The organism is Streptomyces sp. NPDC053367 (assembly GCF_044545925.1).
Classification (GTDB): Bacteria; Actinomycetota; Actinomycetes; order Streptomycetales; family Streptomycetaceae; genus Streptomyces.
Genome location: NZ_JBITYN010000004.1, coordinates 386,144 through 405,513, shown reverse-complemented (window position 1 = coordinate 405,513; position 19,370 = coordinate 386,144). Strand labels below are relative to the sequence as shown.

The 19,370-nt window shown below is 71.6% G+C and carries 20 protein-coding genes; 8 read left to right on the top strand and 12 right to left on the bottom strand.

Features of this window, described 5'->3' with window-relative positions; translation table 11 throughout:
* Nucleotides 1-5: 5 nt before the first annotated feature.
* Genes ACIGXJ_RS14560 through ACIGXJ_RS14545 form a run of 4 tightly spaced genes read right to left on the bottom strand, consistent with a single transcriptional unit; the run spans nt 6 to nt 3,932 of the window.
* Nucleotides 6-812 carry an ABC transporter permease gene (locus tag ACIGXJ_RS14560; protein WP_399644511.1) on the bottom strand — a complete coding sequence of 269 codons (807 nt, stop codon included), beginning with the start codon at nt 810-812 and terminating at the stop codon, nt 6-8.
* The gene (locus tag ACIGXJ_RS14555) at nt 809-1,618 is read right to left on the bottom strand and encodes an ABC transporter permease (RefSeq protein ID WP_399644509.1); all 810 of its coding nucleotides are present in this window, start codon (nt 1,616-1,618) and stop codon (nt 809-811) included. Before ACIGXJ_RS14555 ends, ACIGXJ_RS14560 begins: the two co-directional genes overlap by 4 nt.
* Entirely contained in the window at nt 1,615-2,640 is a 1,026-nt protein-coding gene (locus ACIGXJ_RS14550) for an ATP-binding cassette domain-containing protein (RefSeq protein ID WP_399644507.1), read from the bottom strand. The genes ACIGXJ_RS14555 and ACIGXJ_RS14550 overlap by 4 nt, the downstream gene beginning before the upstream one ends.
* The gene (locus ACIGXJ_RS14545; protein ID WP_399644505.1) at nt 2,637-3,932 is read right to left on the bottom strand and encodes an aspartate aminotransferase family protein; all 1,296 of its coding nucleotides are present in this window, start codon (nt 3,930-3,932) and stop codon (nt 2,637-2,639) included. The genes ACIGXJ_RS14550 and ACIGXJ_RS14545 overlap by 4 nt, the downstream gene beginning before the upstream one ends.
* A gap of 262 nt (nt 3,933-4,194) precedes the next feature.
* Between ACIGXJ_RS14545 and ACIGXJ_RS14540 the strand changes: the two genes are divergently transcribed.
* On the top strand, nt 4,195-5,256 hold the full coding sequence (locus ACIGXJ_RS14540) for a glucose-1-phosphate thymidylyltransferase (RefSeq protein ID WP_399644503.1): 1,062 nt from the start codon (nt 4,195-4,197) through the stop codon (nt 5,254-5,256).
* Nucleotides 5,253-6,227 carry a dTDP-glucose 4,6-dehydratase gene (gene rfbB, locus ACIGXJ_RS14535; protein WP_399644501.1) on the top strand — a complete coding sequence of 325 codons (975 nt, stop codon included), beginning with the start codon at nt 5,253-5,255 and terminating at the stop codon, nt 6,225-6,227. Before ACIGXJ_RS14540 ends, rfbB begins: the two co-directional genes overlap by 4 nt.
* Here the strand turns inward: rfbB and ACIGXJ_RS14530 are convergent.
* From ACIGXJ_RS14530 to ACIGXJ_RS14495, 8 genes are all read right to left on the bottom strand, one after another.
* Complete coding sequence (locus tag ACIGXJ_RS14530) at nt 6,222-7,241, bottom strand: LacI family DNA-binding transcriptional regulator (protein ID WP_399644499.1); 1,020 nt, start codon at nt 7,239-7,241, stop codon at nt 6,222-6,224. The two genes, rfbB and ACIGXJ_RS14530, sit on opposite strands and share 6 nt — an antisense overlap.
* A 52-nt stretch (nt 7,242-7,293) precedes the next feature.
* Nucleotides 7,294-7,671, bottom strand: a complete 378-nt coding sequence (gene crcB / locus ACIGXJ_RS14525; RefSeq protein WP_399644497.1) for a fluoride efflux transporter CrcB — start codon at nt 7,669-7,671, stop codon at nt 7,294-7,296.
* Nucleotides 7,668-8,018 (bottom strand): DUF190 domain-containing protein, encoded by a 351-nt coding sequence (locus tag ACIGXJ_RS14520; protein WP_399644495.1) that lies wholly within the window; start codon nt 8,016-8,018, stop codon nt 7,668-7,670. Before ACIGXJ_RS14520 ends, crcB (ACIGXJ_RS14525) begins: the two co-directional genes overlap by 4 nt.
* The gene (crcB, locus tag ACIGXJ_RS14515) at nt 8,015-8,464 is read right to left on the bottom strand and encodes a fluoride efflux transporter CrcB (protein WP_399644493.1); all 450 of its coding nucleotides are present in this window, start codon (nt 8,462-8,464) and stop codon (nt 8,015-8,017) included. Before crcB (ACIGXJ_RS14515) ends, ACIGXJ_RS14520 begins: the two co-directional genes overlap by 4 nt.
* Nucleotides 8,465-8,539: 75 nt before the next feature.
* Complete coding sequence (locus ACIGXJ_RS14510) at nt 8,540-9,550, bottom strand: SMP-30/gluconolactonase/LRE family protein (RefSeq protein WP_399644491.1); 1,011 nt, start codon at nt 9,548-9,550, stop codon at nt 8,540-8,542.
* A 31-nt stretch (nt 9,551-9,581) separates the two neighbouring features.
* Nucleotides 9,582-9,863 carry an ArsR family transcriptional regulator gene (locus tag ACIGXJ_RS14505; RefSeq protein WP_399644488.1) on the bottom strand — a complete coding sequence of 94 codons (282 nt, stop codon included), beginning with the start codon at nt 9,861-9,863 and terminating at the stop codon, nt 9,582-9,584.
* Between the two features lie 188 nt (nt 9,864-10,051).
* On the bottom strand, nt 10,052-11,608 hold the full coding sequence (locus ACIGXJ_RS14500) for an arabinogalactan endo-beta-1,4-galactanase (RefSeq protein ID WP_399644486.1): 1,557 nt from the start codon (nt 11,606-11,608) through the stop codon (nt 10,052-10,054).
* Nucleotides 11,609-11,765: 157 nt separating this feature from the next.
* On the bottom strand, nt 11,766-13,787 hold the full coding sequence (locus ACIGXJ_RS14495) for a beta-galactosidase (RefSeq protein WP_399644483.1): 2,022 nt from the start codon (nt 13,785-13,787) through the stop codon (nt 11,766-11,768).
* A 183-nt stretch (nt 13,788-13,970) separates the two neighbouring features.
* Here ACIGXJ_RS14495 and ACIGXJ_RS14490 point away from each other — a divergent pair, with 183 nt between their 5' ends.
* The 6 genes from ACIGXJ_RS14490 (at nt 13,971) to ACIGXJ_RS14465 (ending at nt 19,236) form a co-directional block, all read left to right on the top strand.
* Nucleotides 13,971-15,299: an ABC transporter substrate-binding protein gene (locus ACIGXJ_RS14490; protein ID WP_399644480.1), complete on the top strand. Its 1,329-nt coding sequence runs from the start codon at nt 13,971-13,973 to the stop codon at nt 15,297-15,299.
* Nucleotides 15,296-16,219, top strand: a complete 924-nt coding sequence (locus tag ACIGXJ_RS14485) for a carbohydrate ABC transporter permease (protein ID WP_399644478.1) — start codon at nt 15,296-15,298, stop codon at nt 16,217-16,219. The genes ACIGXJ_RS14490 and ACIGXJ_RS14485 overlap by 4 nt, the downstream gene beginning before the upstream one ends.
* Nucleotides 16,216-17,121, top strand: a complete 906-nt coding sequence (locus tag ACIGXJ_RS14480) for a carbohydrate ABC transporter permease (RefSeq protein ID WP_399644476.1) — start codon at nt 16,216-16,218, stop codon at nt 17,119-17,121. The genes ACIGXJ_RS14485 and ACIGXJ_RS14480 overlap by 4 nt, the downstream gene beginning before the upstream one ends.
* Entirely contained in the window at nt 17,118-18,149 is a 1,032-nt protein-coding gene (locus ACIGXJ_RS14475; RefSeq protein ID WP_399644474.1) for a LacI family DNA-binding transcriptional regulator, read from the top strand. Before ACIGXJ_RS14480 ends, ACIGXJ_RS14475 begins: the two co-directional genes overlap by 4 nt.
* Nucleotides 18,150-18,393: 244 nt before the next feature.
* Complete coding sequence (locus ACIGXJ_RS14470; protein WP_399644471.1) at nt 18,394-18,744, top strand: VOC family protein; 351 nt, start codon at nt 18,394-18,396, stop codon at nt 18,742-18,744.
* 81 nt (nt 18,745-18,825) lie between these two features.
* Nucleotides 18,826-19,236, top strand: coding sequence for a MarR family winged helix-turn-helix transcriptional regulator (locus tag ACIGXJ_RS14465; RefSeq protein ID WP_399644469.1), 411 nt, complete (start codon nt 18,826-18,828; stop codon nt 19,234-19,236).
* Nucleotides 19,237-19,370: the final 134 nt, after the last annotated feature.

Genomic DNA, 19,370 nt, shown 5'->3' with positions numbered 1-19,370 from the left:
CCGAGTCAGCTCCCGGTCATCTCGTAGGTGTCGATGCCGCGCCGCCACACCGTCAGGGCGAGCGCGAGGGCCGCGCCGGTGACCACCGGCAGCCAGCCGAGGAGGTCCGTCGAGCCGTGCAGGAGGTAGGCGCTGGGCACGTAGGCGGTGAAGGCGAAGGGCAGGACCCAGGTCAGCAGTGCGCGCAGGCTGGGGTGGTAGAGGTCGAGCGGGTAGGCGGCGAACTCGGAGACCTGGCTCGCCGCGTACATGGACGGCATGCTGGTGACGGTCCAGAAGGACAGCGAGGCGAAGAACAGTTTCACCGCGGTGTGGATCAGCGCGCCGCACAGCACCAGCAGGGGGGCCAGCAGCCACTGCTCGGGGGTGAGCGACAGTCCGAGTCCGGATCCGGCGTAGCAGACCAGGACAACGCCGAGGGCGAGTTCACCGAGTCCGTCGGGGTGGAGGAACCGCTCCGACAGCAGGGAGAACAGCGGGTTCACCGGCCGGATCAGGTGGCGATAGAACTCCCCGCGCTGCACCAGCTTGCGGCCCAGTTCCCACAGCTGGTCGGTGAACAGATGGTCCAGTCCCCGCGGCAGCAGGGAGAAGCCGAGGAGGAACAGCACCTCGTGGTAGGACCAGCCGCCGACGGCGGGGACCTGGCGGAAGACCAGCCCGACGACCGCGGTCTGGATGCCGACCCGGACGACGAAGGCGCCCGCGCCCATCAGGAAGTCCGTGCGGTAGGCGGTCAGCCGGTGCAGTCCCACGCCGCCCAGGAACCAGGCGAGCCGCGCGTAGCGTGCCGCCGTGCTCGTACGGGTCATCCGCCCAGCACCTCCAGCCGGCCGAGGCAGGCCCGCCAGAGCACCGCGCACAGCAGGGTGAGTCCGGCGGCCCAGGCCAGCTGGCCGGCCAGCACGGCGGCGGCGGACGTCCAGCCGTCGTAGCGTCCCAGGAGCAGGGTGAGGGGCCCGTCGACCATGCCGCTGAAGGGCAGGGCCCGCGCGAGGGCGGCCAGCGGCTCGGGCATGAGCGCGATGGGCACCATCTGTCCGGCGAAGAAGGCGGTGACGGCCTGTTTGACCATGCGCACGCCCCACGTGTTGGTGGTGACGAAGCCGGTCATGCCGGTCAACAGGTTCACGCAGAACGCCAGCAGCACCGACACGGCGGTGGACAGCGTGAACAGCGCGAGGTCCAGCGGCCGGGGCACGGTGAGAGGCACCAGCAGCGCGAACAGTCCCAGGACGGGTAGGCCGACGAGGACCGCGTTGGCGCCCACCACGGGCAGACAGGCGAAGAACCGCATGACGGGGTAGCTGACGGGCCGCACCAGCGTCACCGCGACGTCGCCGCGGTACACCTCGGCGGCCACCTCGTCGTCGACCCGGTTGCTGTGCAGCACCTGGAGCAGCTGGGCCGTCAGCAGGTAGGTGGTGATGCTCTTCTGGTCGAAGCCGCCGGGGCCGGACCCCGGGTTGCCGGCGTACACGGCCCGCCACAGGAAGACGGTCACCGCGGCGCCGGCGGCGGCGGTCATCGCGGTCATGGCGAAGGTGGAGCGGTACTGGAGCAGCGACTGCAGCCCGCCCGTGGCGAAGGGGGTGTAGACGCGCAGGCGGCCGGTCACGGGGTGCCGTCCTCGGCCGGTTCCGGGGTGCGGGGGCGGGCGTAGATCTGGCGCAGGACGTCCTCCAGATCCGGCTCGGGTGCGTAGCAGTCGGCGAGGTCGAAGCGGTCCAGCAGGAAGGAGAGGACCTGACGGGAGGTGTAGCGGCCGGTCGGGTACTCGACGCGAATGCGGCCGTCGTCGCCGGTGGCGGCGTGTACACCGGGCAGTCCTGTCTCGATGCCGCGCAGCGCCTCGGCGGCGGACGTGCCGTCGCGGTGGTCGAAGACGACCGTGCGGTGGGCGGCGGTGCGTAACAGGTCGTGCAACGGCCCCTGGTGGACGACCCGGCCGTGGTCGACGACCAGGACGTTGTCACAGATCGCGGCGATGTCTGCGATGTCGTGGCTGGTGAGCACCAGGGTCGTGCCGAGCTCCTGGTGGGCCCGGTTGACCAGTTCGCGCACCGCGTCCTTCAGGACCATGTCGAGGCCGATGGTGGGCTCGTCCCAGAACAGCACCGCCGGGTCGTGCAGCAGGCTCGCGGCGATCTCGGCCCGCATGCGCTGGCCGAGGCTGAGCAGGCGTACAGGGGTGGTGCCGAGCGCGTCGATGTCGAGCAGTTCCCGGAACAGGGCGAGGTTGCGCCGGTACACCGGGGCCGGGATGTCGTAGATGCGTCTGAGGATGCGGAAGGAGTCCGGGACGGACAGGTCCCACCACAGCTGGCTGCGCTGGCCGAACACCACCCCGATCCGGCGGGCGTTGAGCTGCCGGTTGCGGTAGGGCTCGACGCCGCCGACCAGGCAGCGGCCGGAGGTGGGCGTCATGATGCCGGTGAGCATCTTGATGGTGGTGGACTTGCCCGCCCCGTTGGCGCCGAGGTAGGCGGTCCTGGTGCCGGCCGGGATCTCGAAGGAGACGTCGTCGACGGCGCGGACGAGGCGGTGGCGGCGGGTGAACAGGGTGGCGAGGCTGCCCAGCAGTCCGGGCCGGCGTTCGGCGATCCGGAACTCCTTGACGAGGTGCTCGGCGACGATCACGGCGTGACCACCCGTTCGACGGCGTCGGCGAGGAGGGTCAGGCCCTCGTCGAGGAGTGCCTCGTCGATGGTGAACGGCGGGGCCAGGCGCAGGATGTGCCCACCGAGCGCCACTCTGAGGCCGAGGTCGAGGGCCTTGGTGTAGACGGCGCGGGCGATGTCGGGGGCGGGGGTGCGGCTCGCCGGGTCGGTGACGAACTCCAGTCCCCACAGCAGCCCGAGGCCGCGGACCTGGCCGAGCACGTCGAAGCGCCGGTGCAGTGCGGTGAGCCGGGTCTCCATCAGGTCCCCGAGGACGCGTACGCGGTCGATCAGCCGGTCGCGTTCGATCACTTCGAGGGTGGCGCGGGCGGCGGCGATGCCGAGCGGGTTGCTCGCGAACGTCGACGCGTACGCGCCGGGTGGGGCGGCCTCCGGCCGGCGCAGCAGGCCGGCGCGGCCGGCCAGCACGGCGAACGGGAATCCGTTGGCGGTGCCTTTGGCGAGCGTCACCAGGTCGGGTTCGAGGCCGAACCGTTCGGCGGCGAGGAAGGTGCCGGTGCGACCGCCGCCGGTCAGCACCTCGTCGGCGACCAGCAGCACCCCGCCGTCACGGCAGGCCTCGCCGATCCGCTCCCAGTAGCCGGGCGGGGGCACGATCACCCCGGCCGCGCCGAGGACCGGTTCGAAGACCAGCGCGGAGACGTTGGGTTTGGCGGCGATGTGCCGGCGCACGAGGGACGCGCAGCGCACGTCGCAGGCGGGGTACTGCAGTTCGAGGGGGCAGCGGTAGCAGTAGGGCGCGTAGCCGAGCACGCTGTTGCCGCTGAAGGACTGGTGGCCGATGTCCCAGTGCACCAGCATCCGCGCGCCCATGGTCTTGCCGTGGAAGCCGTGGCGCAGGGCGCCGATGCGGTTGCGGCCGGGTTCGGCGGTGGCCTGCACGACCCGTAACGCCGCCTCGACGACCTCGGCGCCGGTGGAGAAGAAGGCGTAGGTGTCCAGGTGGTCCGGCAGCAGCCGGGCGAGCAGTTCGAGCAGGTCGGCCCGGTCGGGGGTGGCGCTGTCGTGGACGTTCCACAGCCGGTGGGCCTGCGCGGTGAGGGCCGCGACGACCTCCGGGTGGCCGTGGCCCAGGGACTGGGTGAGGGTGCCGGAGGCGAGGTCGAGGTACTGGTTTCCGTCCAGGTCGGTCAGCACGGGGCCGCGGCCCTCGGCGAACACCCGGCGCCCGTGCTCGGCCTCCTCTGAGGCGCCGGGTGCCAGATGCCGGGCCTCCCTCAGCAGTTGCCGGCGTTGCCGGATACCTGTCACTACAGCCCCCTGGAATACGGACGGATTCCCGCGTCCGACTGAAACGCCTTGCAGTGCAAGGACGTTGGCCGTGCGGGAGGTGAGTCAAACACCCATGCAAGACGGTTCGCAAGCGATCTGAAACTTTCAGGAATCTCTTGCACGACCGGGGTGCGCTCTGCTTGAGTCGGTACGGCCTTCCGGCCGCACCACGCCTCCTGACCGAGGAGAGACCGTTGAGACCACAACATCCCCGACCGGCCTCGTTAGCGCGGAGGCCCAGGTGAAGGCACTGGTGCTGGCGGGGGGCACCGGCAGCCGCCTCAGACCGTTCACGTACTCCGGTGCCAAGCAGCTGCTGCCGATCGCGAACAAGCCGGTGCTGTTCTACGCCCTGGAGTCGCTGGCCGCGGCGGGCGTCGAGGACGTCGGCGTGGTCGTCGGCGCGCATGGCCCGGCGATCCGCGAACTCGCGGGTGACGGTGGGCGGTTCGGACTGCGGATCACGTACATCCAGCAGCCGCGGCCCCTCGGTCTCGCCCACGCGGTGCTGATCTCGCGGGACTTCCTGGCCGACGACGACTTCCTGCTCTACCTCGGCGACAACTACCTGCCCGGGGGCGTCGGCGAGCTCATGTCCGCCACCGGGCAGGCCGCGGCCCGGCTGCTGCTGACCCGCGTCGCCGACCCCTCACGCTTCGGTGTCGCGGAGGTGGACGGCGACGGCCGGGTACGGGCACTGGAGGAGAAACCCGACACCCCGCGCAGCGATCTCGCGCTCATCGGCGTGTACGCCTTCACGCCGGTCGTGCACGAGGCCGTGCGCGCCGTCCGGCCCTCGGCCCGCGGCGAGCTGGAGATCACCCACGCCGTCCAGTGGCTGATCGACCAGGGCCACACCGTGCGCGCCACCGTCACGGACCGGCCCTGGCGGGACACCGGCAGCGTGGAGGACATGCTGGAGGTCAACCGCGAGGTGCTGGAGGGGATCGAGGGCGCCGTCGAGGGGAAGGTCGACCCGGCCAGCACCCTGGTCGGCAGGGTCCGGGTCGCCGAGGGCGCGGTCGTACGCGCCTCCCGGGTCGTCGGCCCGGTGGTCATCGGCGCCGGCGCGGTCGTCAGCAACTCCAGCGTGGGACCGTACACCTCCATCGGTGACGACTGCCGGGTGGAGGACAGCGCCATCGAGTACTCGGTCCTGCTGCGCGGAGCCCACATCGAGGGGGCCGGGCGGATCGAGTCCTCCCTCATCGGCCGCGGCGCCGTGGTGGGGCAGGCGCCCCGCCCTCCGCACGCCCACCGTCTTGTGATCGGCGACCACAGCAAGGTGCATCTCACGCCATGACTCGCATCCTCGTCACCGGCGGAGCCGGCTTCATCGGGTCCGCCTACGTCCGCCGTCTGCTCGGTCCACGGGGGCCGCAGGGGACGGCCGTGACCGTGCTGGACAAGCTCACCTACGCGGGCAGCCTCGCCCGCCTCGACCCCGTGCGCGGGCACCCGGACCTCACGTTCGTACAGGGCGACGTGTGCGACGCGACGCTGGTGGCGGCGCTGGCGGCCGGGCACGACCTGATCGTCCACTTCGCCGCCGAGTCACATGTCGACCGCTCCATCGCGGCCGGCGCCGAGTTCACCCGGACCAATGTCCTGGGCACCCAGGTCCTGCTGGACGCCGCGCTGGAGGGCGGGGTGCGCACCTTCGTCCACGTGTCCACCGACGAGGTCTACGGCTCACTGCCGCACGGCGCGGCGAAGGAGACCGACCCGCTGCGGCCGTCGTCGCCGTACGCCGCGTCCAAGGCCGCCTCCGACCTGCTGGCCCTGGCGCACCACCACACCCACGGCCTCGATGTCCGGGTGACCCGCTGCTCCAACAACTTCGGGCCGTACCAGCACCCCGAGAAGCTCGTGCCGCGGTTCCTCACCACCCTGCTGGACGGCGGGACCGTCCCGCTCTACGGCGACGGACTGCAGATCCGGGACTGGCTGCACGTCGACGACCACGTCCGGGCGCTGGAGCTGGTCAGGCTGGCGGGCCGGCCCGGGCAGGTCTACAACATCGGCGGCGGCACCTCGCTGACCAACCTCGATCTGACGCACCGTCTGCTCGCACTGTGCGGTGCGGGCCCCGAGCGGATCGCCCGCGTCGCCGACCGCAAGGGCCACGACCGCCGGTACGCGGTCGACCACACGAAGATCACCGATGAGCTGGGATACCGGCCGGGGGTCGCGTTCGAGTCCGCGCTCGCCGCGACGGCCGAGTGGTACAAGCGGCACGCGGACTGGTGGCGGACCCTGCCGGCGCGGCTATGAGCGGGGCGCCGCCGCCGTCGACCCCCGCACCACCAGCTCGGGCATGATGATGAACTCGGTGTGCGGGGCGGGGGTGCCGTACAGCTCCTCCATCAGCGCGTCGACGGCGGCCTGTCCCATCGCCCGCACGGGCTGCCGGATCGTGGTCAGGGGCGGATCGGTGAACGCGATGAGTGAGGAGTCGTCGAAGCCGATCACCGAGAGGTCCCCGGGGACGGCCAGCCCCCGCAGTCGTGCGCAGCGCACGGCCCCCAGGGCCATCATGTCGCTGGCGCACACGACGGCGGTGCACCCCTGGTCGAGCAGCTCGGCCGCGGCGGCCTGCCCGCCCTCCAGGGTGAACAGGGTGTGCCGGATCCACCGCGCCGACTCGCCGGGGGACAGGCCCAGCCGCTCGCCGACGGCCTGCTGGAAGCCCTCCGTCTTGCGCTGCACCGGGACGTACCGGGCGGGCCCGACGGCGAGTCCGATGCGCTCGTGCCCGAGCGCCGTCAGATGGGTCACGGCCAGGGCCATGGCGGAGCGGTCGTCGCAGGAGACGAAGGGGGCGCTGATCGCCGGCGAGAAGCCGTTGACGAGGACGAACGGCACGTTCTGCTCGCGCAGTCGCGCGTAGCGGCCGGTGTCGGCGGTGGTGTCCGCGTGCAGTCCGGACACGAAGATCATGCCGGACGCACCGCGGTCCACGAGCATCTCGGTCAGCTCGTCCTCCGTCGACCCGCCCGGGCTCTGGGTCGCCAGCACCGGTGTGCAGCCGAGGCGCGTCAGAGCCTGCCCGACGACCTGGGCCATCGCGGGGAAGATCGGGTTGACCAGCTCGGGGGTGATGACCCCGATCAGGTTCGAGGCACGCGGCCGCAGCCGGGTCGGGCGTTCGTAGCCGAGGGTGTCGAGCGCGGCGAGCACGGAGGCACGGGTGTCCGAGGCGACACCCCGCGTGCCGTTGATCACCCGGCTGACCGTGGCCTTGCTGACCCCCGCCGCGGCCGCGATGTCGGCCAGTCGCGTGCTCATGGCTGTGGACTGTACCTGCTGGGCAACGCTCTTGCCCACGGGGGCCGTTCGCTCACCGGCCCCACATCGCGCGGGCCAGCGCCACCCCGGCGAAGGCCGCGCCGAGACCCGCCAGGACGCTGAGGGCGGCGTTGGCGAGGGCGTAGCCGCGGGCGCCGTCCTCGGTGAGGCGGAGGGTCTCGTAGGAGAAGGTCGAGTAGGTGGTCAGCGCCCCGCACAGGCCGGTGCCGAGCAGCAGCTGGGTGTGGGAGCCGGTGACGCCCGCCGCGGCGGCGCCGGTCAGCAGGCCGAGGACCAGGCAGCCGGTGACGTTGACGGCGAAGGTGCCCCAGGGCATCAGCGAGTCGTGCCGGGACTGCACCGCGCGGTCGGTCAGATAGCGCAGGGGTGCGCCGATCATCCCGCCGACGGCCACCAGCAGCCAGTTCACGCCTCGCCCGCCCCTTCGGTGAACCTGACGACCTCCACCTCGTCCAGCGTGACGAGGCCGGCGCCGGCCAGTTCCGCGAGCCTGGGCAGGAAGGCCCGTACGCGCTCCTCGGTGTCCACGACGACGACGGCCACCGGGAGGTTCTCGCTCAGCGACAGCAGGCGCGAGGTGTGGATCAGGGAGGAGGCGCCGAAGCCCTCGATGCCGCGGAAGACGCTGGCGCCGGCCAGGCCGGCCTCGTGCGCGCGGTGCACGATCTCGGAGTACAGGGGCCGTCGGTGCCAGGTGTCGTCCTCGTCGACGAACACGGTCAGGCGCAGCGCGCGGGCGGCGGTCGGTCCGGTCATCGGGGCCTCCTCAGCAGCAGCCGGCGGGCGGCCGTCACCCCGAGCCGTACGGCCGTGAGGGCGGCGAGCAGCGTCGCGGCCAGGTAGGCCAGCGCGGTGGCGGGATGGCCCTCGTCCAGGAGTGTCCGGATGTCCACGGCGTACGTCGAGAAGGTGGTGTACCCGCCGAGCACGCCGGTGCCGAAGAAGGGGCGCACCAGGCGGTGGACGGCCCTGGCCTCGACGACCAGCACCATGAAAACGCCGATCACCGCGCAGCCGGAGACGTTGACCCAGAACGTGGTCCAGGGGAAGCCGCCGCTGTGCGCGGGCCACAGCAGGGAGGCCGCGTAGCGCGCGGTGGCGCCGATCGCCCCGCCCGCGGCGACCGCCGCGACGACGGCTGCCTGGCCGTGCCGGGGCGCCGGGCGCACGGTGGCGTCCGTGCCGGTGTCCTGGGCTGTCATGGTCGTACGTCTCCTGCGCCGCGGCTCCGCGGTGATCGCGGACCGGGAAAGCGTAACGCCGCCGGTCGGGGCGGGTCACTCGGCGGCGGGCCGCCCGCACACCGCCACGCCCCGTTCCCACAGACTGCCCAGGACGAGGTGACCGGCGGCCTCGCAGACGCTGGTGACCATCCGGAAGCGGGAGTGCCGGGCGGTGAGGTGGTGGAGGACGCGGCCCTGGTCGTCGTAGGCGAGGACGCCGATCGTGCCGGTGGGCCGGAAGGGGGTGCGCACGGCGGCGCGGGCGGCGGTGCGGCGGACGGCGGGGGCGGCGCGGTGGAGCAGGTCCAGGGGCGGGACGCGGGGTCCGGCGAGCGCGACCCAGATCGGGCCGTCGGGTCCGCCGCGCCAGAGGTTGTCCGGCATGCCGGGCAGGTCCTCGGCGAAGGGTTCGGCCTGGCCGGCGGCCGGCCCGGTGAGCCGGACGCGGGTCAGCCGGCGTGCGCCGGTCTCGGCGACGACCAGGAAGGACTCGTCCGCCGCGGGGGCGAGTCCGTTGGCGAACTGCAGCCCGTCCAGGACGACTTCGGGGGCGGTGTCCCCGGGCGCGAGGCGCAGGAGCCTGCCGGTGCCGGTGTGTTCGACGATGTCGCCGATCCACCGGTCGAGGGGGTGGCGGGTGCTGGAGACGGTGAAGTGGACGCTGCCGTCGGAGAGGGCGACGGCATTGCTGCAGAACCGCAGCCGCTCCCCCGCCACCGAGTCGGCGAGGACGCGCACGGCGCCGGTGGCGAGGTCGACGCGGAGCAGTCCGCGTTCGGCGTCGCAGACCAGCAGGGCGTCGTCGGCGGGGAGGAGTTCCAGGCCGAGGGGGCGGCCGCCGGTGTGCGCGAGCACCTCGACGCGGGGGCGGGCGGCGGGGCCGGTCAGGCCGTCCAGGCGCAGGATGCGGCCGTCCTCGACGCCGGTGAGCACACGCCCTCGGGCATCGGCCACGACGTCCTCGGGGCCGCGCGCGCCGAGGGAGATCAGTCTGCGGGGTGCCAGTGGCCGTGGTGCGGGTGACTGGGGGCCGCGCCGGGGTGCGCGTGGCCGGGGTGCGGTCATCGACGTGTGCCCTTCCGCCGGGGAGGTGAACCTACCAGCCCTTCTCGAACATCCGGGCCACCTCGGCGATGCGTACCTCGTCGCGCCGGTAGTGGGTCGCGCGCCGGACCTCACTGGTGCGCAGCAGGCCGAGCTCGGCGAGGAGGCCGAGGTGGGTCGCGGCGACCTCGCGGCGCAGGCCGAGCCGGGCGGCGACGGCGTCGCAGGTGACCCCGTCCTCCGGGAGGTCGCCCCGGGGCGGGAAATGGGCGGCCGGGTCCTTCAGCAACTCGAGTATGTCCAGGCGCAGTTGGCTGGCGGGAGTCTTCAGCATCTCATCCCCCTCGGCAACGGGCGCTCGTACGGCGCATTCCCACTGTGGCGCCGTGCACGCCACCGCGTCCGTCGGTTCGCCACTCTTGTCCGGTACCGAACTGCCGTGCTCGGACGAGGTGTTCGCCGGCCCTGGTGCGGCAAGGGCCCGGTCGCCCTGGTGGCGGCCGGGCCCCATGGGAGGGACGGTCAGCGGTGGCTGAACCAGGACATCGACGTCAGGGCCCGGTCGTCGTAGCCGAACAGGGCCTGGTTCTCCCAGGCGTTGCCGGAGGAGGCGTCGGTCGGGTCCCAGCCGTTGCCGGTGACCGCGGTCCAGGTGGCCTCCCAGTAGAAGACGCCGAGGCCGCGGCCGTTCGGGACGGCCTCCACGATGCTCGCCACGTCGTTCATCCACCTGGTCTGCCCGGCGACGGTGGCCGGGTAGCCCGCGACGAGCTCACTGCTGAGGTCGATGACGTCCTCGTGGGAGTCGTCGCTGCCCAGCCGGAAGGGGTAGGCCGTCTCGGCGACGAAGACCGGCTTGCCGTAGCGGGCGGCCGCGTCGTCCAGGGTCGTCTGGAAGTCGTGGAGCGAGCCGTGCCAGTAGCCGTAGTAGGACAGGCCGATCACGTCGAACCTCACGCCCTGCGCGACGGCGCTGTCGAACCACGCGCGGGTGCCCGCCAGGTCGCCGCCCTTGGCGAGGTGCAGGGCCACCTGGGTGGAGGAGCTGACGGCCTTGGCGGCGTCGTAGCCGGAGTTGAGCAGGCCGGCGAGCTGCGGCCAGTTGGCGGTGGAGCCCTCGTTCCAGAGCATGCCGCCGTTGATCTCGTTGCCGACCTGGACCATGTCGGCGGTGGTGCCCTGCGCCTTCAGGGCGTTCAGCACGTCGTAGGTGTGGTTGTACACGTCGGTCTTGAGCTGGGTGTAGGAGTGCCCGGCCCAGGCGGACGGCTTGGCCTGCTGGCCGGGGTCGGTCCAGAAGTCCGAGTAGTGGAAGTCGACCAGCAGCTTCATGCCCTGCGCCTTGACGCGCCTGGCCGTCGCGAGGACCTGCGTCTTGGTGTTGTAGCCGTCGGCGGGGTTCACCCAGACCTTGAGGCGCGCGTAGTTCATGCCGGCGGACTTCAGGATCGCGACCGGGTCGGCCGCGGTGCCGGAGCCGTTGCGGTAGACGCCGCCCTTGGCCTCGCTCTTGGCGAGGGAGGAGATGTCGGCACCGTGGACGGAGGTGCCGGAGGTGCCGGACGCGAAGGTCAGGTCGTCGACGTTGATCCAGTTCCCGGCGTTGGCGTCACTGTTGATGCTGATGGTGCACTGGTTGTTAGTCACCTTGACCGGCACGACGACGCGGATCCATCCGCTCGCCGACACCGGCAGATCCGTGCGCTGGTCGGTGCCGCCGCAGTTCTTCAGCGCTATGTAGGCGGAGTTCTGGCCGCCGCCGGAGCGCACCCAGGCGGTGAGCTTGTAGTTCCCGTTGGTCAGGCCGGACAGGTACTGGTAGGTCTCCACCTTGTAGGCGGTGGACGCCCAGTGGCTGAGCCGGTAGCTGCCGCCGTGGCCGCCGGACTCGGAGAACGAGGCGGCGGTGTCGCCGTACTCGGACCAGCCGCCGGGGGTGGCGGCGGCTCCGCCGGTCTCGAACCCGCCGTTGGTCAGCGTGCTCGCGGCCCGGGCGGTCTGGGCGGGCAGGGAGGTGAGGGCGAGTCCCGCGGCGAGCGGCAGCAGCAGGGCCCTGATGGTGCGTCTGGGATGGAACATCGTCGTCCGTCGTCCCTTCGACGTGAGGGGGATGGGGGTGCCTCCACCGCGGGAGGGGGCCCCGGTGTCACCAGGGGCTCCCTCGAACGGCCTGGTACGGAGGCGGCCCCCTCCGCCCGCGGCTCGGTGCGGCTCGCGCGGGCGGAGGGGAGTCGGCTCAGCCGCCGAGTCGGACGACCCGTACGGCTCCGGCGGGCACGGCGAGGTGGCCCGCGGCGTGCTCGCCCGTCAGCAGTTCGGTGCCGGTCGTGTGCAGCGGCACCTTCGCCTCGGTGGCGGTGTGGTTGATCGCGAACAGGTAGTCGCCCCGCTCGCCGGAGCGGCGTACGACCTCGACGTCGCGGGGCAGCCCGGCGTGCGGCGCGAGCCGCGCGTCCTGGGCCGCCCGGCCGAGGACGGCGTCGATGCCGTCGGTGCCGAGGCGGGTGGAGATGTACCAGGCGGTGCCCTCGCCGAGGCGGTGGCGGGTGACGGCGGGGCGGCCGGCGGTGAGGCCGTCCGCGTAGGCCCAGACGGTCTCGGCGCCGCGCGGCACCACGAACTCCGTCCACACGTCGCCGTCGAGTTCGGCGCCCTCGGGACCGGTCAGCCGCACCCGCTCGCCCTTCAGCAGCGGCGAGAACTCCTCGACGGTCAGGCCGAGGGTGTCGCGCAGGACGCCCGGGTAGGCCCCGTCGTGGACGGCGTCGTGCTCGTCGACGATGCCGGAGAAGTACGACACCACGAGGGTGCCGCCCTGCTCGACGTAGCGCCGGAGGTTGTCGCCCGCGGCCTTCGTCATCAGGTACAGCGCGGGCACGACGACCAGCGGGTAGGCCGAGAGGTCGGCCTCCGGGTGGGCGAAGTCGACCGTGAGGTGGCGGTCGTAGAGCGCCTCGTAGAAGCTGTCGGCGCGCTCGCGGGCGTCGTGGTCCTCGCTGGGCCGCCAGTCCAGGCCCTGCGCCCACCAGGACTGCCAGTCCCACAGCACGGCCACGTCGGCGACGGTGCGGGTGCCGCGGATCTCGTTCAGGTCCCCGAGCGCGGCGCCCAGTTCGACGACCTCGCGCCACACGCGTGTGCCGGTGCCGCCGTGCGGGACCATCGCCGAGTGGAACTTCTCGGCGCCGCGCCGGGACTGGCGCCACTGGAAGAACATGGCGCCCTCGGAGCCGCGCGCCACGTGGGCGAGGGAGTTGCGGGCCATCTGCCCGGGGGCCTTGGCCGGGTTGCGGGGCTGCCAGTTGACGCCGGACGTGGAGTGTTCGAGGAGGATCCAGGGGGCGCCGCCGGCCACCGAGCGGGTGAGGTCGGCGGCCATGGCGAGGTTGACGTGGGTGCGGCGGCCGTCGGTGATCAGGTAGTGGTCGTTGGTGACGACGTCCACCTCACGGCCCCACGCCCAGTAGTCGATGGAGTCGCACTGGCTGAGTGCGGTCATGAAGTTCGTGGTGACCGGGACGCCGGGCGAGAGGCGGTGCAGGATGTCCCGCTCCATCAGGAAGTTCTCGCGCAGGGTGGCGTCGGCGAAGCGGCGGTGGTCCAGCGCCTGGGCCGGGTTGCCGACGGTCGGGGTGGCGCGCGGCGGGTTGATCTCCTCGAAGTCGGCGTAGCGCTGGCCCCAGAAGGCGGTGCCCCAGGCCTCGTTCAGGGCGTCGATCGTGCCGTACGTGGCCTGCAGCCAGCGGCGGAAGTGGGCGGCGCAGGAGTCGCAGTAGCAGGCGGAGACGGGGACGCCGTACTCGTTGTGCACGTGCCACATGGCGAGCGCGGGGTGGTCGCCGTAGCGCTCGGCGAGCTGGGTGGTGATGCCCGCGGCGGCGGCCCGGTAGTCGGTGTTGCTGTGGCAGATGGCGCCGCGAGAGCCGAACTCGTAGCGGGTGCCGTCGGCCGTGACGGGGAGGGCCTCGGGGTGGGCCCGGTAGAACCACACCGGCGGGACGACGGTGGGGGTGCCGAGGTCGACCCGGATGCCGTTGTCGTGCAGAAGACCGAGAAGCCGGTCGAGCCAGGCGAAGTCGTACACCCCCGGCGAGGGCTCCAGCAGGGCCCAGGAGAAGATGCCCACACTCACCATGGAGACGCCGGCCTCCCGCATGAGCCGGACGTCCTCCTGCCAGACGGTTTCCGGCCATTGCTCGGGGTTGTAGTCCCCGCCGAAGGCGAGCCTGGTCAGGCCCTTGGGGGCGGCGTCCGGCATGGATCTCTCCCGGGTTAATCGATCATTTGGGAACGTGCACACACATGCTCAGCAGTGCGAGCCCAACATAACCGCACAGCAACAACCATTGACAAGTGTCTGGGATGTTTCTCTACTGTGAACGCTCACAGAAGCATGGCAGGTCTTCGCAGCAGGCGAGGACCCAGGTCAGGGGAGAGATCCATGCCCATCACGAAGCGCCGCGGGCTCCGTCGGGTCACAGCCATCGCAGTCGCCGTCGCACTCGGCACCACCGCCCTCGCCGCCTGCGGCGGGTCCGACGACGAGGGCGAGGCCCAGGCCGGCCCGGTCTCGCTGACGTACTGGACCTGGACGCCCGGCATGGACAAGGTCGTCGACCTGTGGAACAAGGGTCCGGGCAAGGAGCAGCAGATCACCGTCACGGTGAAGAAGCAGGCCTCCGGCGACACGCTCGTCACCAAGATCCTCACGGCGCACAAGGCCGGCAAGGCCCCGGACCTGGTCCAGGCCGAGTACCAGGCGCTGCCGACGCTGGTCAGCAACGACGCGCTCGCGGACATATCGGGTGACGTGGACGACGCGAAGGGCAAGTTCGCCGAGGGTGTCTGGCAGCAGACCACACTGGGCACGGACGCGGTCTACGCGGTCCCGCAGGACATCGGCCCGATGATGTTCTACTACCGCGAGGACCTGTTCGAGAAGTACGGCCTGAAGGTCCCCACCACCTGGGAGCAGTTCGCCGAGACCGCCCGCGCGCTGAAGAAGAAGGCGCCGGACACCGACCTGACGACGTTCTCCGCCAACGACTCCGGCCTCTTCGCGGGCCTCGCCCAGCAGGCCGGCGCCAAGTGGTGGACCACCGAGGGCGAGAAGTGGAAGGTCGGCATCGACGACGCGGCCACCCGGAAGGTCGCCGAGTTCTGGGGCGGCCTCGTCGCGGAGGGCGCCATCGACAACCAGCCGATGTACACCCCGGCCTGGAACAAGGCGCTCAACACCGGCAAGCAGATCGCCTGGGTCAGCGCCGTCTGGGCGCCGGGCACCCTGACCACCGCCGCGCCCGACACCAAGGGCAAGTGGGCCATGGCCCCGCTCCCCCAGTGGACCGACAGCGAGAACGTCACCGGCAGCTGGGGCGGCTCCTCCACCGCGGTCACCACCGACTCCGCCCACAAGGAGGCCGCCGCCGAGTTCGCCGCCTGGCTGAACACCGACGGTGACGCGCTCAACGCGCTCGCCAAGGAGAGCGGCATCTACCCGGCGTCCTCCGCCGCCCAGCTCAGCGGCGCCTTCACCACACCGCCGGCGTACTTCGCCAACCAGCCCGACTTCTACCAGCAGGCCGCGAAGATCGCGAAGACCACCGCGCCCGCCGCGTGGGGGCCGAACGTGAATGTCGCCTACACCAGCTTCAAGGACGCCTTCGGCGCCGCCGCGAAGAACAAGTCGGACTTCACCGCCGCCCTGAAGAAGATGCAGGACGACACGGTCGCCGACATGAAGAAGCAGGGCTTCGAGGTCTCCGAGTGACGACCGCACGCCGGAAGCCGTACGGGGTCAAGGGGGCCCCGTACGCCTTCCTCCTCCCCGCAACGATCCTGTTCGCGCTGTTCTTCGCGCTGCCCATCGGCTACGCGGTCTGGCTCAGCTTCCACAAGGTGAAGGTCTCCGGGCTCGGCCTCGGGTCCGGCGCCCGCAAGGAGGTCTGGGCCGGGCTGGAGAACTACACCTCCGCCCTGACCGACAGCGAGCTCCTCGACGGCGCCCTGCGCGTCCTCGGCTACGGCTGCATCGTCGTGCCCGTCATGCTGGGCCTCGCCCTGCTGTTCGCGCTGATGCTCGACTCGGACAAGGTCCGGCTCGCCCCCTTCACCCGCCTGGCGATCTTCCTGCCGTACGCCGTCCCCGGGGTGGTGGCCGCGCTGCTGTGGGGCTTCCTGTACCTGCCGGACGTCAGCCCGTTCCACTACGTCCTGGAGAAGCTGGGACTGCCGCAGCCGGACCTGCTGGACGGCGGGCCGCTCTACCTGGCCCTGTCGAACATCGCCGTCTGGGGCGGCACCGGCTTCAACATGATCGTCATCTACACCTCGCTGCAGGCCATCCCGGCCGAGGTGTACGAGGCGGCGAAGCTGGACGGCGCCACCCCGCTGCAGATCGCGCTCAGGATCAAGATCCCGATGGTGGCGCCCTCGCTGGTGCTGACCTTCTTCTTCTCGATCATCGCCACGCTCCAGGTGTTCAGCGAGCCGATGACGCTCAAACCGCTCACCAACGCGCTGTCGACGACCTGGAGTCCGCTGATGAAGGTCTACCGGGACGCCTTCGGCACCGGTGACATCTACGCGGCGGCCGCCGAGGCCGTGATCATCGCCGTCGTCACGCTGGTGCTGAGCTTCGGCTTCCTGCGCACCGCGAACCGCACCGAGAAGCAGGGGGCAGCGGGATGAGTTCTCTTGCCGTACGGAAGACTCCCTCGGCGGCCGGTGCCACGGGCGCCGCGCACAGCGGGCCTCCGCTGCGCAACCGGATCGCGCTCGTCCCGACGGTGACGCTGCTGATCGGCGCGCTGTACTGCCTGCTGCCCGTGGCGTGGGTGGTGATCGCCTCCACCAAGACCGGCCGTGAGCTGTTCTCCACGTTCACCTTCCTGCCGGGCACGGGCTTCACCGACAACCTCGCCGACCTCAACGCCTACCGGGACGGCGTCTACTGGCAGTGGATGGGCAACTCCGCCCTCTACGCCGGGCTCGGCGCCCTGCTGTCGACGGTGGTCTCGGCGTTCAGCGGCTACGCACTGGCGACCTACCGCTTCCGTGGCCGCGAGACCATGTTCAACGTCCTGCTGGCGGGTGTGCTGATGCCGCCGATCATCCTCGCCGTCCCGCAGTACCTGCTGATGGCCGAGGTGGACCTGACCGACTCCTACCTGTCCGTGCTGCTGCCGCAGATCCTGTCGCCGTACGGCGTGTACCTGGCGCGCATCTACGCCGCGGCGGCCGTGCCCGGTGACGTGGTGGAAGCCGGCCGGATGGACGGCGCGAGCGAGTGGCGGATCTTCACCCGGATCGCGCTGCCTATGATGATCCCCGGCATGGTGACGGTGTTCCTGTTCCAGTTCGTCGCCATCTGGAACAACTTCCTGCTGCCGTACATCATGCTGAGCGACGACGAGAAGTTCCCGATCACCGTCGGTCTGCACACCCTGCTGGAGCAGGGCGCCAACACCCCCGCCCTGTACACCCTGGTGATCACCGGCGCGTTCCTCGCGGTGTTCCCGCTGATCGCGCTGTTCCTGGTCGTTCAGCGGTTCTGGAGCCTGGATCTGCTGTCCGGAGCCGTAAAGTCATGACCATGAGCAACACGGGGGGCCGGCGCAAGCCACCGACGATCCACGACGTGGCGCGCGAGGCGGGTGTCTCGCGCGGCACCGTCTCGCGCGTCCTCAACGGCGGCCACTACGTCAGCCCGGCAGCGGCGGACGCCGTCAACGCGGCCATCCGCAAGACGGGTTACGTCGTGAACCGGCACGCCCGCTCGCTGATCACCGGCCGCTCCGACTCGGTCGGCTTCCTGCTGACGGAGCCTCAGGAACGGTTCTTCGAGGACCCCAACTTCAACGTCCTGCTGCGCGGCTGCACCCAGGCGCTGGCCGCGCACGACATCCCGCTGCTGCTGATGATCGCCGGCACGCAGGACGAACGGCGGCGGATAACGCGTTACATCACCGCCGGACACGTCGACGGGGTGCTGCTCGTCTCCAGCCACTCCGGCGACCCGGTCGCCGAGCAGCTGCGCGAGGCGGGCGTGCCGCTCGTGGCGTGCGGCAAGCCGATCGGGCTCGGCTCGAAGGTGAGTTACGTGGCCGCCGACGACCGCGACGGCGCCCGGGACATGGTCCGGCACCTGCTGTCACTGGGACGCCGCCGGATCGGCGTGGTCACCGGCCCGCTCGACACCCCCGGCGGTGTGGAGCGGCTCGCCGGCTACAAGGAGGTGCTGACGGCCGCCGGCATCGAGATCGACGACCGGCTGATCGTCTCCGGCGACTACAGCCGGGCCAGCGGTGAGGCGGGCGCCGACCGGCTCCTCGCCCGGGCGCCCGACCTGGACGCGGTGTTCGTGGCCTCCGACCTGATGGCCCAGGGCGTGCTCACGGCCCTGCAACGGGCCGGGCGGCGGGTGCCCGAGGACATCGCCGTGGGCGGCTTCGACGACTCCCCCGCCGCGGTGGCCGCCAGCCCCGAGCTGACGACCATACGACAGCCCTGGGACCGCATCAGCGCCGAGATGGTCCGCGTACTGCTCGCCCAGATCGGCGGCGAGGACCCGGCGGCGGTGATCCTGCCCACGGAGCTGGTGAAGCGGGAGTCGACGTGATGTGAGGCGGGGGGGGCGGCCAGTACACGCCGTGACGCGCGGCGGCGGGGGGGCTTCCCGTACAGCCCGTGACGCGCGGCGGCGGGTCTTGCGCCGCACGCCCGTGGTGTGAGGCCGCGGAACCGTGCCCGGCCGGAGCAACCGGTCAGGATCGGAGAAGCCGCCCGGGCCCGCCCGGTCCTAGCGTGGGAGTCACCGGCGCCACCACGGGTGCCGGGGCACGCGGAACGTCGAGGAGTACGCCATGACCGCAGGGCTGAAGACGATCATCTACCCCGTCAAGGACCTGGACCGGGCGAAGGCCCTGTTCAAGGCGCTGCTGGGGGTGGAGCCGTACGCGGACGAGCCCTACTACGTCGGTTACAAGGACGCCGGGCAGGACGTCGGGCTGGACCCCAACGGGCACGCCCAGGGCCTGACCGGGCCGGTGCCCTACTGGCACGTGTCCGACATCCGGGCCACGCTCGCCGCGCTGCTGGCGGCGGGGGCCGAGCCGCTGCAGGACGTGCGGGACGTCGGCGGCGGCCGGCTGATCGCGTCGGTGAAGGACGCGGACGGCAACCTCGTGGGGCTGCTCCAGGACCCCGAAGCCTGATTCGCCTCGGACGATCTGCCTCAGACGATCCAGGGATAGTTGCACAGTCAACAATGGCCGGAACGGTGTTACCGTGCGGGTATGGCAGTCAACACGGCCGACGCCCGGCTGGAAGAGCGGTGGCGGGACATCCTGTCGGTGCACGCGCGCACGATGTGCGAGATCGACCGGGCCCTGCACCCGCACGGCCTGGGCGCCAGCGACTTCGAGGTGCTCGACCTCCTCGCCGCCGATCTGGGCGAGGAGGGCGAGCAGTGCCGGGTGCAGAACCTCGCCGGACGGGTGCATCTCAGCCAGAGCGCGCTGTCCCGGCTGATCGGCCGGCTGGAGAAGGAGGGCCTCGTCGAGCGCTCCGTGTGCGCCGAGGACCGGCGCGGTGTGTGGGTGTCGCTGACCCGCAAGGGCCGCGATCTGCACGCCGAGGTGCTGCCGCTGCAGCGGTCGGTGCTGGAGCGCATGCTGGGCGGCGCCGGTCAGGAGCCCTCCGCATAGCGCGCTCGGCAGGCGTCCGAGGGGGCTGCTCAGGGGCTTGCGGAAAAGAGTGATCGGCTCTCGGCCGATTCGCCCGATCGCCTGGAGCCGATGACATGTCCGAGACCACTGACTTCGGCCTCGACGCCCAGCTG

Excerpts from the sequence above, each read along its gene's own strand:
- crcB (WP_399644493.1), bottom strand. The coding sequence starts at position 8,464 with ATGACAGCCCAGGACACCGGCACGGACGCCACCGTGCGCCCGGCGCCC.
- ACIGXJ_RS14500 (WP_399644486.1), bottom strand. The coding sequence starts at position 11,608 with ATGTTCCATCCCAGACGCACCATCAGGGCCCTGCTGCTGCCGCTCGCC.
- ACIGXJ_RS14530 (WP_399644499.1), bottom strand. The coding sequence starts at position 7,241 with ATGAGCACGCGACTGGCCGACATCGCGGCCGCGGCGGGGGTCAGCAAG.
- ACIGXJ_RS14520 (WP_399644495.1), bottom strand. The coding sequence starts at position 8,018 with ATGACCGGACCGACCGCCGCCCGCGCGCTGCGCCTGACCGTGTTCGTC.
- rfbB (WP_399644501.1), top strand. The coding sequence starts at position 5,253 with ATGACTCGCATCCTCGTCACCGGCGGAGCCGGCTTCATCGGGTCCGCC.
- ACIGXJ_RS14465 (WP_399644469.1), top strand. The coding sequence starts at position 18,826 with ATGGCAGTCAACACGGCCGACGCCCGGCTGGAAGAGCGGTGGCGGGAC.
- ACIGXJ_RS14495 (WP_399644483.1), bottom strand. The coding sequence starts at position 13,787 with ATGCCGGACGCCGCCCCCAAGGGCCTGACCAGGCTCGCCTTCGGCGGG.
- ACIGXJ_RS14470 (WP_399644471.1), top strand. The coding sequence starts at position 18,394 with ATGACCGCAGGGCTGAAGACGATCATCTACCCCGTCAAGGACCTGGAC.
- ACIGXJ_RS14560 (WP_399644511.1), bottom strand. The coding sequence starts at position 812 with ATGACCCGTACGAGCACGGCGGCACGCTACGCGCGGCTCGCCTGGTTC.
- ACIGXJ_RS14510 (WP_399644491.1), bottom strand. The coding sequence starts at position 9,550 with ATGACCGCACCCCGGCCACGCGCACCCCGGCGCGGCCCCCAGTCACCC.
- ACIGXJ_RS14475 (WP_399644474.1), top strand. The coding sequence starts at position 17,118 with ATGACCATGAGCAACACGGGGGGCCGGCGCAAGCCACCGACGATCCAC.
- ACIGXJ_RS14505 (WP_399644488.1), bottom strand. The coding sequence starts at position 9,863 with ATGCTGAAGACTCCCGCCAGCCAACTGCGCCTGGACATACTCGAGTTG.
- ACIGXJ_RS14490 (WP_399644480.1), top strand. The coding sequence starts at position 13,971 with ATGCCCATCACGAAGCGCCGCGGGCTCCGTCGGGTCACAGCCATCGCA.
- ACIGXJ_RS14480 (WP_399644476.1), top strand. The coding sequence starts at position 16,216 with ATGAGTTCTCTTGCCGTACGGAAGACTCCCTCGGCGGCCGGTGCCACG.